The organism is Streptosporangium sp. NPDC048047, from assembly GCF_040653115.1.
Taxonomy (GTDB): domain Bacteria; phylum Actinomycetota; class Actinomycetes; order Streptosporangiales; family Streptosporangiaceae; genus Streptosporangium.
In genome coordinates, this window is record NZ_JBEZNH010000017.1 from 1 (window position 1) to 13,472 (window position 13,472).

At 73.4% G+C, this 13,472-nt stretch carries 12 protein-coding genes; 10 read left to right on the plus strand and 2 right to left on the minus strand.

Features of this window, described 5'->3' with window-relative positions; translation table 11 throughout:
• Positions 1 to 129: 129 nt before the first annotated feature.
• Positions 130 to 708: a sugar O-acetyltransferase gene (locus AB0D67_RS16985; protein ID WP_362935619.1), complete on the minus strand. Its 579-nt coding sequence runs from the start codon at positions 706 to 708 to the stop codon at positions 130 to 132.
• Positions 709 to 816: 108 nt separating this feature from the next.
• On the opposite strand from AB0D67_RS16985, the gene AB0D67_RS16990 reads away from it, so the two are divergent.
• Positions 817 to 2,655 (plus strand): ABC transporter ATP-binding protein, encoded by a 1,839-nt coding sequence (locus tag AB0D67_RS16990; protein WP_362935622.1) that lies wholly within the window; start codon positions 817 to 819, stop codon positions 2,653 to 2,655.
• Here the strand turns inward: AB0D67_RS16990 and AB0D67_RS16995 are convergent.
• Entirely contained in the window at positions 2,565 to 3,434 is an 870-nt protein-coding gene (locus AB0D67_RS16995) for an AraC family transcriptional regulator (RefSeq protein WP_362935625.1), read from the minus strand. The genes AB0D67_RS16990 and AB0D67_RS16995 overlap by 91 nt on opposite strands.
• An 84-nt stretch (positions 3,435 to 3,518) precedes the next feature.
• Between AB0D67_RS16995 and AB0D67_RS17000 the strand changes: the two genes are divergently transcribed.
• The 9 genes from AB0D67_RS17000 (at position 3,519) to AB0D67_RS17040 (ending at position 13,295) form a co-directional block, all read left to right on the plus strand.
• The gene (locus AB0D67_RS17000; RefSeq protein WP_362935628.1) at positions 3,519 to 4,940 is read left to right on the plus strand and encodes an MFS transporter; all 1,422 of its coding nucleotides are present in this window, start codon (positions 3,519 to 3,521) and stop codon (positions 4,938 to 4,940) included.
• 30 nt (positions 4,941 to 4,970) lie between these two features.
• On the plus strand, positions 4,971 to 5,435 hold the full coding sequence (locus AB0D67_RS17005; protein WP_362935631.1) for a MarR family transcriptional regulator: 465 nt from the start codon (positions 4,971 to 4,973) through the stop codon (positions 5,433 to 5,435).
• Positions 5,436 to 5,543: 108 nt separating this feature from the next.
• Positions 5,544 to 6,485: an LLM class flavin-dependent oxidoreductase gene (locus tag AB0D67_RS17010; RefSeq protein WP_362935634.1), complete on the plus strand. Its 942-nt coding sequence runs from the start codon at positions 5,544 to 5,546 to the stop codon at positions 6,483 to 6,485.
• Positions 6,486 to 6,584: 99 nt separating this feature from the next.
• Entirely contained in the window at positions 6,585 to 7,673 is a 1,089-nt protein-coding gene (locus AB0D67_RS17015) for a sensor histidine kinase (RefSeq protein WP_362935637.1), read from the plus strand.
• The gene (locus tag AB0D67_RS17020) at positions 7,670 to 8,347 is read left to right on the plus strand and encodes a response regulator transcription factor (RefSeq protein WP_362935640.1); all 678 of its coding nucleotides are present in this window, start codon (positions 7,670 to 7,672) and stop codon (positions 8,345 to 8,347) included. The genes AB0D67_RS17015 and AB0D67_RS17020 overlap by 4 nt, the downstream gene beginning before the upstream one ends.
• 126 nt (positions 8,348 to 8,473) lie before the next feature.
• Positions 8,474 to 9,190: an ATP-binding cassette domain-containing protein gene (locus AB0D67_RS17025; protein WP_362935643.1), complete on the plus strand. Its 717-nt coding sequence runs from the start codon at positions 8,474 to 8,476 to the stop codon at positions 9,188 to 9,190.
• On the plus strand, positions 9,184 to 9,990 hold the full coding sequence (locus AB0D67_RS17030; protein ID WP_362935646.1) for an ABC transporter permease: 807 nt from the start codon (positions 9,184 to 9,186) through the stop codon (positions 9,988 to 9,990). Before AB0D67_RS17025 ends, AB0D67_RS17030 begins: the two co-directional genes overlap by 7 nt.
• A gap of 94 nt (positions 9,991 to 10,084) precedes the next feature.
• Positions 10,085 to 10,906: a hypothetical protein gene (locus AB0D67_RS17035; protein ID WP_362935649.1), complete on the plus strand. Its 822-nt coding sequence runs from the start codon at positions 10,085 to 10,087 to the stop codon at positions 10,904 to 10,906.
• A 214-nt stretch (positions 10,907 to 11,120) separates the two neighbouring features.
• Complete coding sequence (locus AB0D67_RS17040) at positions 11,121 to 13,295, plus strand: DEAD/DEAH box helicase (RefSeq protein WP_362935652.1); 2,175 nt, start codon at positions 11,121 to 11,123, stop codon at positions 13,293 to 13,295.
• Positions 13,296 to 13,472 lie beyond the last annotated feature (177 nt).

Here is a 13,472-nt window from a genome sequence, read left to right on the forward strand (position 1 = left end):
ACCTCGGCTTCCCCACCAACTCCTGACACCCCCGTCCCCGTCCGCCGCGGGCGCGACGGGCGGGGACGGCCAGGAGAACCGGCCGGAAGCCCGTCTGGCTCGGTTCACCCGAGGGCCGTCCGGCTTCCCTCAGAGGTGGCGGACCACCCTGGCCGGGTTGCCCACGGCGACGACGTTGGCGGGGACGTCCCTGGTGACGACGGCGCCGGCGCCGATGACGCTGTTCGCGCCGATCGTCACCCCGGCGAGCACGATGGCGCCGCCGCCGAGCCAGACGTTGTCCCCGATCACGATCGGCCTGGCGGCCTCCAGCTTCGCGCGCCGCGGCTCGGGCTCGACGGGATGGGTCGGGGTGAGCAGCTGGACGTTCGGCCCGATCTGCACGTCGTCGCCGATGGTGATGGGCGCCACGTCCAGGGCGGTCAGCCCGTAGTTGGCGAACGTGCCGGAACCGACCGTGATGTGGGAGCCGTAGTCGACGTACAGCGGCGGCCGGATGTGGGCGTCAGGGGCGATCGAGCCGAGCAGCTCCTCAAGGACGGACCGGGCGGCCCCCTGGTCGGCGTGGTAGAGCTCGCCGTACCGGTGGGCGAGGGCGGCGGCGCGTCCGAGGGCGGCCCCCAACTCCGGGTCGTCGGCGATGTACAGGTCTCCGGCCAGCATGCGCTCGCGGTTGGTGCGGGGGTCCCCGGCGAAGAAGTCGGTCATGACGACGACCCTAGGCGGGGTGACGGGAAAACCGTTCGCTCCGCCGTACGGCCCTGGGGCAGCATGACCGAGGCGGGGTAGGCGTCCGGGGGAGGGGTGGGGGCGGCTGTGACCGGATCACACGAAGGCTCCGAGGAGAGTCCGGCCGCGCGCAGGTCGGCGGTCCTGCTGGCGCTGCGCCACTACTGCGGCGAGGTGCGGCGCCAGTGGCCGATCGCGGTGCCCGCGCTGGCGCTGCCGGCGATGGGCAACATCTGCCTGGCCTACCTGGCGCCGCTGATGGTGGCCGGGCTCGTGGGGCACCTGGCCGGCGGCGGCGACGGCACCCTCGACGCGCTGCTGCCGTACGTCCTCGGCTTCGGCGCGCTGCTGCTGGCGGGCGAGGCGCTGTGGCGGCTGGGGCTGCACTTCCTGAACCGCACCGACGCCCGGGGCATCGAGCGGCTCGGCGTGGTCGGCATGGACGAGCTGATGGCGAAGGACACCGCGTTCTTCCACGACAACTTCGCCGGTGCGCTGACCAAGCGGGTCATCGGGTTCTCCTCCCGGTTCGAGGACTTCTTCGACACGCTCACCTTCTCGATCATCGCCAAGGTGGTGCCCCTGCTCTTCGCCTCGGTGGTCCTGTGGCGGTACCACCCGCTGCTGGTCCTCGTCCTCCTGGGCCTCATCGCCGTCACCGGCCTCCTCATCGCCCCGCTCATCCGCCGCCGCCAGGCGCTGGTCGACGAGCGCGAGGCCGCCAGGGTGCTGGTGTCGGGCCACGTCGCCGACGTGCTGACCAACATGGACACGGTCCGCGCCTTCGCCGCCGAGGAACGCGAGGCCGCGGAGTACCGGGTCAGGGCCGCCGAGCAGCGCAGGCTGTCCCTGCGGTCCTGGGACTACGGCAACCTCCGGGTGGACACCGTCGTCGCCCCTCTGTCGGTGCTCACCAGCTCCCTGGGCCTGCTCCTCGCCGTGGCGCTCCGGGGCGGCCTCGGCGCGGAGGCCATCGTGGTGACGTTCACCTACTACTCGAACGCGATCGGCATCATGTTCGAGTTCAACCAGATCTACCGGCGCATGGAGAGCCTGCTCACCGAGGCGGCCCAGTTCACCGAGCTGCTCCTCGTGCCGCCCACCGTGGTCGACCCGGCCGACCCGCAGCCGCTGCGCCCGTCCGGCGCGGGCGTCACGTTCGAACGGGTGACGTTCGGGTACGGCGGCGGCCCGCCCCTGTTCCGGGACCTGGACCTGGACATCCCCGGCGGCGCCAGGATCGGGCTGGTCGGCCAGTCCGGCGGCGGCAAGAGCACCCTCACCCGGCTGCTGCTGCGCCTCATGGACGTGGACGGCGGCAGGATCCTCATCGGAGGGCAGGACATCGCCCGGATGCGCCAGGCCGACCTGCGCGGCCTCATCGCCTACGTCCCCCAGGAACCCGCGATGTTCCACCGGTCCGTGCGCGACAACATCGCGTTCGCCCGGCCGGGGGCCACCGAGGCGGAGATCCGCCGGGCCGCGGAGGCGGCGCACGTCACGGAGTTCGTCGAGGCGCTGCCGGACGGGTTCGAAACCCTGGTCGGCGAGCGCGGCGTCAAGCTCTCCGGCGGCCAGCGGCAGCGCGTCGCGCTCGCGCGCGCCATCCTGCGCGACGCCCCGATCCTGCTGCTGGACGAGGCGACCAGCGCCCTGGACTCCGAGAGCGAGATCCTCGTCCAGGAGGCGCTGTGGAACCTGATGCAGGACCGCACCGCGCTCGTCGTCGCGCACCGCCTGAGCACCGTCGTCCGCATGGACCGGCTCATCGTCCTCAACCAGGGGCGCGTCGTGGAGCAGGGCACCCACGGCGAACTGCTCCGGGCCCAGGGGCCCTACGCACGGCTCTGGCACCACCAGTCCGGGGGTTTCCTGATCGACGACGACGCCCAGGACGCGCTCCTGGAGGCGACGGGCGCCGACTGAGACGCGGAGGCGAGGAGGGTGAGGACCCGGCCGGGCGTGTGGCCCAGCTCGTCGCGCATGACCCGGGTCAGGTGGGCCTGATCGCTGAAGCCGAGGCCGGCCGCGAGCGCCGCGAGGTTCGTCTCGCCCTGGTCCATGCGCGTCAGCGCGCGGCTCACCCGCACCCGGTTGCGGTAGCGGCTCAGTGGCATGCCCACGTGGTGGCGGAAGGTGCGGCTCAAATGGGCCGGGGAGGTCCCCAAACGCCTGGCCAGGGCCACCAGGTCGGCGCAGTCCGGCTCGCCGGAGAGGATCGCCTCCCGGGCGTGGTCCGCCAGCTCCCGCCGTCCCGGCGAAGGCGCGTCCCGGGACTGTTCGCGGAGCGCCAGCAGCAGGAGGTCCAGGACGGCCTCGACGGCGGCGAAGTCCGGGTCGGCGCCGGTACGCAGGAGCAGGTGATGGGCCAGTTCGAGCCGCGCGTCCACGTGGACCGCGGGAGAACGGGCGGCATCGAGCCCGGCCGTCAGCGCGTCGCCGACGAATGTGATCGAGGTGCACACGTCACCGCCCGCGGGGTGGGCGAAGCGTATCTCCCACCCCGGGCGGTGCAGGTAGCCGACGGTGGGCTCGGCCGTCATCCGCCGGCCCTGGGAGTCCAGCCGGAACCGGCCCCGCCGGACCAGCACGATCTCGGCCGCGGATGACGTCTCCGGAACGGACCAGCCGGCGTGGTCGTCCTCGCACTCGACAACGTTGATCATGAAGTGCGGGCTTTCGACCAGCCTCTTCGCGGTACGCACCGGACAACCCTACGCATCACCACCGACAGCGCCATCCGCATATTCGTTCAAGACGGACGGGCATGGACGGCCGACGCTGGATGCATGATCAATCTTTCTCCTCCGCCGGTGACGGCCGCCCACCGGAACCGGATGCTGGCCGTGCTGCTCACCGGGCAGGCCATGGCGTCCATGGACGGGTCGATCGTGTCGGTGGGGGCGGAGACCATCCGCGAGAGCCTGCACGCGGGTGGCGCCGAGATCCAGCTGGTCGTGTCGGGCTACCTGCTGACCACCGGCGTGCTGCTGGTCACCTGCGCCCGGATCGGCGACGTCATCGGACACCGGCGTGCGTTCCTGCTCGGGCTCGGCTGGTTCACCGGGGCGTCGCTGCTGTGCGGACTGGCCCCTGACGCGATCGTGCTGGTACTCGCCCGTGTCGTCCAGGCCATGGGGGCGGCGCTGCTCACGCCGCAGATCTTCGCCCTCGTCCACATGCACTGGGACGGAGCGGCACGCCGTAAGGCGATCGGCGTCTACAGCATGGTGCTCGCCCTGGGAGTCGCGCTGGGGCAGGTCATCGGGGGCCTGATCGTCGGCGCCGACCTGTTCGGCCTCTCCTGGCGGCCCATTTTCCTGATCAACGTTCCGATCGGCCTGATCCTGCTGGCGGCCGGCCCGCGGATCCTGCCGGACCACCGCGCGGACCGGCGGGTACGGCTCGACCCGGCCGGAGTGGCGCTCCTGACCGTCGCCATGACGGCGCTCACCGTCCCGCTCATCTTCGGCCGGGACCACGGCTGGCCCGCCTGGACGTGGATCTCGCTGGCGTGCGGTGTCATGTTGCTGGTGGCGTTCGTCCGCCATGAGACCAGAGCGCGGCATCCGCTGCTGGACCCGGCGGCGCTGCGGCCCGACGGAACCGGGCCGGGGCTGGCGGCCTGCTGGATCATCATGGGGTGCTACACCGTCTTCCTGTTCACCCTGACACTGCACCTGCAGACCGCGCTCGGCTACTCCCCGCTCCACGCCGGGCTGGCGTTCGTTCCGTACACCCTCGGTTTCGGCGCCCTCAGCCTGAGCTGGAACCGCTACCCGCGGTGGCTGCAGAGCGCGCTGCCGGTGGCGGGGCCGGTGATGTTCGCGGTGGGGGCGGCCCTGCTGGTGCTCCTCCACCGTGACCGGTGGGACCCGCTCGGCTCCATGCCGCTGCTGTTCCTCGCCGGGGCCGGTCACGCCGCCGGGTACAGTCCGCTGATGGCGCAGATCACCTCTCTGGTGGAGCCGCGGCTGGCGTCGGCGATCTCGGCGCTGAACTCCACCGGGCCCGTGCTCGCCGGGGTGACCGCCGTCGCCGGACTCGGGAGCGTCTACTTCGCGGCGCCCTCCTCCGCCGAGGGTCTCCTGCGGGTGACCGCCGCCTGCGTCGTCCTCCTCGCGATCGGAACGGCGTGCGCCGTGCGGGTGGCTCTGGCCCGTCGCACCGTCTCCTCCGCGTCCGGCGCCGAAAGGGACGGAAGCCGATAGTTCGTACCACGAATTCGCTACTCTGTGCCAATGAGCAAGAATGCCGACGGCCCGATCGGGGTGGTGGCCGCGCTGGTGCGGTCCACGTTCCTGGTGAACGCCGTCTATGTGGACTCCGCCCGCGAGTACGGCATCACCCAGCAGCAGGGCCAGTTGCTGTGCGTGCTGATGGCGCAGCCGTACGGCATGGGCGAGCTGGGCGCGATGCTCGGCCTCGCCAAGTCGAGCCTGACCGGCCTGGTGGACCGCAGCGAACGCAACGGCCTGGTCCGGCGCCGACCCGACCTCGAGGACTCCCGTGCGGTACGGGTGGCCCTGACCGGGCGCGGCGCCAGGCTGGCCGAGGAGTTCTACACCGCGACCTGCCGCCGGATCGAGGAGCTGACCTCGGGGTTCGTCCCGGCGGAGCGCGACATGCTCGCCGCCCTGCTCGGCCGCGTGGTGACGGACAACAAGGTGCCCGCCGTCTTCATGGAGCCGGACGCCTCGCCCTGACCGGGAGAGGGGTTGCAGTTCGCATCACGAACTAATATTGTTCGCGATGCGAACTGTAGCCATTTTTCTCTCGTGTCGGCTCTCCTCGCACTACGGAAAGGCAGTGTCTTGTCCGCATCTGATGTGGTCTTCGGTTTCGGCGCGCATTCCGACCTCGGCGACATACCCGAGCTGTTGCGCATGGTCCAGCAGGCGGAGCGGGACGGGCTCGACGTCTTCTCGCTGTCGGACCACCCCTACCTCGGCGCGCGGCTGGACGCCTACGCCGCCCTCGGCTTCATCCTCGGCCGCACCGAGCGCATCGCGGGCTTCGCCAATGTCACCAACCTGCCGACCCGGCCCGCTCCCATGCTGGCCAGGACCGTGACGTCGTTGTCGGCGCTGTCCGGAGGCCGCGTCGTGCTGGGCATGGGCGCGGGCGGGCTGTGGGACCGCATCGCCGACATGGGGGTGCCGCGGCAGACGCCCGGCGACGCCGTGGACGCCTTCGAGGAGGCCATCGTCCTGATCAAGAAGCTGTCGGGCGGCGGTCCCCCGGTCACCTACGAGGGCAGGCACCACCGGGTGCGCCGGATCGAGCCCGCGCCCGTGGCCGCGGTGCCGGTGTGGACGGGGTCGAACGGGCCGAGAAGCCTGGCCGCCACCGGCCGCGTCGCCGACGGCTGGATCCCCGGCCACGCGGCCGACTGGCTCAGCGAGCGCTACCGGACGTCGCGGCCGGTGATCGACGAGGCGGCGGCGTCCGTCGGCCGCGCCCCGGACGAGATCCGCACGGTCTTCAACTTCCCCGGGCGCGTCACCGACCGGCCGCTGCCCGCCACCCGGGACCACGAGGGCCGCTGGATCGGCGGCTCCGTCGACCAGTGGGCCGAGGAGCTGACCGGCGCCGTGCTGGAGCACGGCGCGTCGGGCTTCGTGCTCTTCTCCGCCGACCACGGCGTCGCCGATCCCACCACACTGGCCCGCTGGGCCCAGGAGATCGTCCCGGCCGTCCGCGAGGCGATCGCCGGTCCCGGAGACCCGGGACCGCGTGAGCGGCGTCACGGGTGATCGTGGCCGGGTGCTCGCGGCCGGAGACACCGAGAAGGGCAGGGCCCGGCGCCGGGCCGGCTATGGCCGTCCCGTGTTCGTTCGCCTACGGTGCTCAGCATGCGAGGGGTGACGCGGCATCTGGCGGATGGCTGTGCCGCGGCCGGCGTCGTGGGGATGTTCTGGGTGTGGCCGGCGATCGGGGCGGGGTCGTGGCCGGCGGTGGCGGGGCCGGCGCTGGCCGGGGTGACGGCCGGGGCGATGGTGCTGCGGCGGCGGGCGCCGTTCGCGGCGACGCTGGCGGCCGGGGCCGCCACCGTCGCCGGGACGGTGCTGGGGGTGTGCCAGGACCCCATGCTGGCCGCGGCCTGGTGCCTGTACCCGCTCGCGATCGAGCGGGCGCGGCGTACCCGGGTCGTGGCCGGGACCCTGGCGGGGGTGTTCACCGGACTGGCCATGGTCACCGCGATCCCGGAGGGGGACGCGGCGGGGCCGGGGCGGCAGGTGCTGCTCGCGGTGGCCGCGCTGGGCGCGGCGTGGCTGCTCGGCACCGCCGTCGGCGGGCGGATCGCGAGCGCGCGGGAGGCGGAGCGGATGCGGGCGCGACTGGAGGCGGCGCGGGACGTCCACGACGTGGTCGGGCACGCGCTCGGAGGGATCCTCGCACGGTCGGGGGTGGTCCTCAGCCTGCCGGACGCCCGGGAGGAGGAGCTGCGCGACACGTTGTCGGAGGTGGAGACCTGCGCGCGCAGGGCGCTGGAGGACGTGCAGGGGCTGGTGCGCGCGCTGCGCGCCGCGGACGGCGGGCCGGGGCCCGGCCTGGACGCGCTCGCGGAGGTCGTCGAGGCGACCCGGGCCGCCGGCGTCGACGTGGACGCCCGCGTCGACGCCGGTGAGGCGGTCGGCGACGGGGCGGTGGGCGCGGTGGCGTTCCGGATCGCGCAGGAGGCGCTGAGCAACGTGGTGCGGCACGCCCCGGGCGCGCGGTGCACGGTCCGGATACGCCGTGAGGGCGACGTGCTGGCGGTGCGGATCAGGGACGGCGGCGCCCCGGGGACGGACGGCCGGGCGCCGGTCGCGGGCTCGGGGACCGGACTGCGGGGCATGCGGGAACGGGCCCGGCTGGTGGGCGGGACGGTGGTGTGGGGCGCCCGGACCGGCGGCGGTTTCGAGGTGGAGGCCCGGCTGCCCGTCAGGGGTGGTTCGTGAACGGGCCGGAGCCCGGGTCCGGGCCGATCCCCGTCTTCCTCGCCGACGACGACGCGGGGCTGCGCGGGGCGTACCGGAAGCTGTTCGAACGCACCCCCGGCTTCCGGTTCGCCGGAGAGGCGGCCGACGGCGCGGAGGCGGCCCGGCTGGTCGCCGCGCTGAAGCCGTCCGTCGCGCTCCTGGACGTGCAGATGCCGGGGACCGGCGGGCTGGAGGCGGCCCGGCGCATCCTGGCGGAGACGAGCACCCGGGTCGTGATGCTCACCACGTTCGACCTGGACGAGTACGTGCACGAGGCACTCGCCCTCGGCGCGTCGGGCTTCCTGCTGAAGAACGCCTCCCCGGCAGAGGTGCTGCACGCGGTCCGCGTGGTGCACGCGGGCAACGCCATGCTCGCCCCGGAGGTGACCGTACGGCTGCTGGACCGGCTCCGCCCGCGCCGGCCGGACGAGCGGCACGCGTTCACCCGGCGGGTGCTGTCGGAGCGGGAACTGCAGGTGATCCGGCTGGTCGCCCGCGGCCTGTCCAACCAGGAGATCGCGGACGAGCTGTGCCTGAGCCTGGAGACGGTCCGCACCTACCTGCGCCGCGTCTTCGCCAAGCTGGACGTCAGGGACCGCACCCACCTGGCCGTGCTCGCCCACGAGGCGGGCCTGCTGCACGGGCCGCGCTGACCCCGTTCCGCGGATCGTCCGGGCGGGGAACGACGGAACGTCCCCCGGATGTCCACTTCCGGGGGACGCGCCCGCCCGCCGCGCGGCCGGATGCTGAGTGTCCCGACGCGAGACACGAGGTGACGGATGATAGAGATCACACGGCTCACCAAGCGGTACGGCGGGAAGACCGCGGTGGACGACGTCAGCTTCGCCGTACGGCCCGGCCGGGTCACCGGCTTCCTCGGCCCGAACGGGGCGGGCAAGTCGACGACTCTGCGAGTGCTGCTCGGCCTGGACCACCCGGACGGCGGCACCGCGCTGATCGGCGGCCGGCGCTACCGCGATCTGCGGCATCCGCTGCGCACGGTGGGGGCGCTGCTGGACGGAGCGGGTCCGGTGCCCGAGCGCCGCGGCGCCGACCATCTCACCTGGATCGCGCAGAGCAACCGGATACCCCGCCGCCGGGTGCGCGAGGTGCTGGAACTGGTGGGGCTGACGGACGCGGCCGGGCGGCGGGTGAAGGGCTACTCGCTCGGCATGGGGCAGCGGCTCGGCATCGCCGCGGCGCTGCTCGGCGACCCGGAGGTCCTGGTGCTGGACGAGCCGGTGAACGGGCTCGACCCGGACGGCATCCGCCGGGTGCGGAACCTCCTGCGCGGGTACGCCGCGTCCGGCCGCACCGTGCTGCTGTCCAGCCACCTGATGACCGAGATGGCCGGTACGGCCGACGACGCGGTCGTGATCGCCGGAGGCCGGATCGTCGCCCGTGGAACGCTGGACGACGTCAGCGCGGGACATCCGTCGCTGGAGTCGGCCTTCTTCGCGCTCACCGGGGACCGGGAAGGTGAGGGACGGTGGTGAGGGACCTGCTCGCCGCGGTCCGGGCGGAACTGACCAAGATCACCACGCTCCGCGCGGTGTGGCTCCTCACCGGCGTCGTCGTCGGCCTGCACGTGCTCATACAGGTGCAGAACGTGGGCGCCGACACGGAGGCGGTGAGCCGGATCACCGCGGACGGCATGATCGAGCGGTTCCCCGGCGTCGTGCGGCCCGCCCACGAGGCGCTCGTCGAGTACCTGGCCGCGTCGTCGTTCCAGATGTGCCTGTTCCTGCCCTGCGTCGCCGCGGTCATCGCGGGCCAGGAGTTCCGTGCCGGTCAGCTCGGGACGTCCCTGCTCGCGGTTCCGCGGCGAGGTCTGCTGATGGGGGCGAAGACACTCGCCACGGGCGGTTTCCTGCTGTCCGCCTCCCTCGTCATCGCCGCGATCAGCACGATGTTCACGTACGTCACGACCAGGGACTGGGACCCGGGCCTGGTGACGAGCGCCGCCGCGTGGACCGCCCAGGCGAAGTTCCTCGCCTACGCGGTCCTGAGCGGCCTCGTCACCTTCGCCGTCACCGTGATCGCCCGCGGCACCCTCGCCGGCGTCCTGGTCACGGTGGCGCTGACCGCGCTGACCATGAGCCAGGCCCTGGCCGCCTCCGCCCCCGCCCTCGACGCACTGGTCCCGCTCAGCGCGGGCCGCAACCTGATCCTCGTCCCCGGGGACGGACTCAGGTTGTCCGCCGGCCCGGGACACGCCGTGGCCGTGCTCGTCGCCTGGCCGCTGCTGACCGTCGTCGCGGCCGCGATCACCTTCGGCCGGCGGGACGCGCGGTGACCACCGCACCCAGACCCGCCGTCCGCGCGGTGACCACCGCCCCGGAACCGGCGGGACACGCGGTGGCCGTCGCCCCGGAACCGGCGGGCGCGCGATGAGCGCCGCCCCGGCCGGCCGGGCGCCGGACACGGGCGGGATCAGGCTGTCCGATCTCGTCCGCGCCGAACTCACCAAGATCTGTACCCTGCCCGCGACGTGGGCCGCGCTCGCCCTGGCCCTGACGGGCCACACGCTGGTCGGCCTGCTGGCCGCCTCGGACGCCGTACACGTCGCCGGCCCGGACGGGCAGACCCCGATCGCCCGGCTCGGCGTCGTGCTGCTGGCCCCGGTGTACGCCCTCGTGGCCGTGCCGGTCCTCGCGGCGGGCGGCGAGTACCGGGGCGGCCAGATCCGGGTGAGCCTTCTGGCGGTGCCGGACCGCAACCGGTTCTTCCTGTCGAAGCTCCTGGCGATCCTGGCGGTGCTCGCCGTCGCGGCGCTCCCCGTCATGCTGCCGGGTCACCTCCTGCGGCACGCGCTCGGCGACACCGGCGCGGGCGTGGGCGAGGCGGTCGGCGGCGCGCTCGCCGAGGCGGCGGCCTGCCTGCCGCTCGGCCTGGTGGCGTACGGGTTCGCCGTGCTGGCGAGGACGGTCGTCGTTCCGCTGGCCGTACTGGTCGTCCTGCCGGTCCTGGTGTCGCCGATGCTGCGAGGTCTCAGTCCCGGGGTGGTACGGCTGCTGCCGCACGAGGCGATGCTGAGTCTCCTCGGCCTGCCCGAGGGCCCGGACGTCGCACTGGATCGTCCGGGGGCGCTGCTGGTGGTCGCGACGTGGGCCGCGGTCCTCGTCGGCGCCGCCTGGACGGTCACCGTACGGCGGAACGGTCAGCGGGCCCGCGGACGCGGGCGGCCGTCCTCCACCGGTCGCGTCCGGTGAGCCGGATCGGCTCCGGCTCCACGATCAGGCGGTGGAACGGCCGGGCGGGAATTCCCGGCGGCGGGAGCCCTGGGATCGAAACCACTGTCGAAAGCCCGGTTCCAAACGGACAGACAATGTTAAAGTCCACACGGACGATCGCCTGACGGCCGATCTTCCTGAGTGATCTCTCTGGAGGCGGCGGCGGCCCGGATCACGGCGGAGGAGCTGGAACGTGGACGGGATCACGCGGCAATCCATCCCACTCGCCCCCAAGGAGATCAGGCGCCTCCTGTCGGAGGCCGAAGGTCTTCTGGCCGCGGCCGGGGCCCTGCTGGCCGACAGCGGACGAGCCGACGCCGACGCCCGGCGGGCGGTGTCGGAGGTGCGGGCCGAGCGGGCGCGGGAAGAGCTGGGCTCGATGCCCGTCGCCCGGCTGAAGGACGTCACCGGCGGGCGGCTGCGGCTCGGGGCCCTCGAACAGGCCGGTTACGCCACCGTCCGGCAGGTCCTGGACGACACGCCGTACGGGCTCCAGCTCCTGCCCGGGATCGGGGCGCGTACGGCGGCCCAGGTGCACGCGGCCGCCGCGCAGATCGCGAAGGCGGCGGAGGAGTCCGTCACCGTCCGGATCGACGTCGACCGGCGGGACCCCGGGACCACCGCGTTGCTCGTCGCCCTGCACCGGTTGCTGGCTCCCGGCCCCGACCTGTCCCGCGCCTGCGAGGCCGCCGGAGCGCTCAGGGAGAAGCTGGAGCCCCTCGTGCCCGTCGCGGCCCCGGCGCGCAGCCGGGTGCTGATGCTGCTGGCGGGCGCGCGGGGCCGCGACCGGGCACGCGAGGCCGCGGAGCAGGTCGCCGCCGCGCTCGACCGGGCCGGGGACGATGGTCTGAGGCTGCTCTTCGCCCAGGTCACCACCGACCTGCTCCGCCCGGAACCGTCCGAGGCGGAGGTCTGGATCGACTTCGAGGTCCGCGCTCCCGAGTACCACGGCCTCCTCGGCGAGATCCTGGGCATCGGGCCCGGCCGCGCCGCCACCGAGGGGTTCCTGCCCGACGACATCGCCGCGCGGGTCAAGGGCCAGGAGCTCGACGACACCCATCTCAACGTCTCGCTCCGCGGCTACCAGTCGTTCGGCGCCCGGTTCGCGCTCGCCCAGGGCCGGGTGATCCTGGGGGACGAGATGGGGCTGGGCAAGAGCGTCCAGGCGATCGCGGCCCTGGCCCACCTCAGGGCCCGCGGCGACACGCACTTCCTGGTGGCGTGCCCGGCCAGCGTTTTGATCAACTGGATGCGGGAGATCGAGAACCGCAGCAGGCTCAGGGCGTACGCCCTGCACGGCGCCGACCGGGCCGCGGCCCTGGCGGAGTGGACCCGCAGGGGAGGGGTCGCCGTGACGACGATCGACACGCTGCACCGCCTCCGGATCCGGGAGGACGTCCCCGTCGGGATGCTCGTGGTCGACGAGGCGCACTACGTGAAGAACCCGGAGACGCGCCGTTCGCAGGCCGTCGCGGGCTGGTGCGACCGGGTCGGCCGGGTGCTCTTCCTGACCGGCACCCCGATGGAGAACCGCGTCGGGGAGTTCTGCGCCCTGGTCGGCCATCTCCAGCCCGGTCTGCTCTCCGAGGTGCAGCTGAACAACACCTTCACCGGGCCGCAGACGTTCCGGCGGGCCGTCGCGCCCGTCTACCTCCGCCGCAACCAGCGGGACGTCCTCACCGAGCTGCCCGACCTGGTGCAGGTGGACGAGTGGGAGGAGTTCAGCCCGGAGGACCTGGCCGCCTACCGCGAGGCCGTGACCGGCGGGAACTTCATGGCGATGCGCCGCGCCGCCTACGCCGTGCCCGGGAGGTCCGCCAAGCTGCAGCGACTGCGGGAGCTCGTGGACGAGGCGGCCGAGAACGACCTCAAGGTCGTGGTCTTCTCCTACTTCCGCGACGTCCTGGCCGCCGTCCACGACGCCCTCGGCGGACGGCTCCACGGGCCGATCTCCGGAGACGTCGGCGCCGCCCGCCGTCAGCGGATCGTCGACGACTTCGCCGCCTCCTCCGGGCACGCGGTGCTGCTCAGCCAGATCCAGGCGGGCGGGGTCGGCCTCAACCTCCAGGCCGCCTCCGTGGTCATCCTCTGCGAGCCCCAGGTCAAGCCGACGATGGAGAGCCAGGCGGTGGCCCGCGCGCACCGGATGGGGCAGGTCCGCAAGGTCCAGGTGCACCGGCTCCTGGTGGCGGACAGCGTCGACCAGCGCATGCTCGAGATCCTGGGGACCAAGGCCAGGCTGTTCGACGACTACGCCCGGCACAGCGAGGTCGCCGCGTCCACCCCCGACGCGATCGACGTCTCCGAGCAGGCGCTGGCCCGCCGGATCGTGCAGGAGGAACAGGAACGGCTCGCGCTGGTTCCTTGAGCGTCCGGTAGAACGTTCCTTGAGCGTCCGGTGAGACGGCGGATCGCCGCGGCGGGGACCGGCGGACCTGATCCTGCGGCCGGGGCGGAGATCGGGGCGAAGCCGCGCGTCCGGCTCGGTTCGGCGGAGGCCGTGTACGGTCCTCGTGCGCGGGGGATGACACGGCCGTCGGCGGAC

Excerpts from the sequence above, each read along its gene's own strand:
- AB0D67_RS16985 (WP_362935619.1), bottom strand. The coding sequence starts at position 708 with ATGACCGACTTCTTCGCCGGGGACCCCCGCACCAACCGCGAGCGCATG.
- AB0D67_RS17000 (WP_362935628.1), top strand. The coding sequence starts at position 3,519 with ATGATCAATCTTTCTCCTCCGCCGGTGACGGCCGCCCACCGGAACCGG.
- AB0D67_RS17005 (WP_362935631.1), top strand. The coding sequence starts at position 4,971 with ATGAGCAAGAATGCCGACGGCCCGATCGGGGTGGTGGCCGCGCTGGTG.
- AB0D67_RS17015 (WP_362935637.1), top strand. The coding sequence starts at position 6,585 with ATGCGAGGGGTGACGCGGCATCTGGCGGATGGCTGTGCCGCGGCCGGC.
- AB0D67_RS17025 (WP_362935643.1), top strand. The coding sequence starts at position 8,474 with ATGATAGAGATCACACGGCTCACCAAGCGGTACGGCGGGAAGACCGCG.
- AB0D67_RS17035 (WP_362935649.1), top strand. The coding sequence starts at position 10,085 with ATGAGCGCCGCCCCGGCCGGCCGGGCGCCGGACACGGGCGGGATCAGG.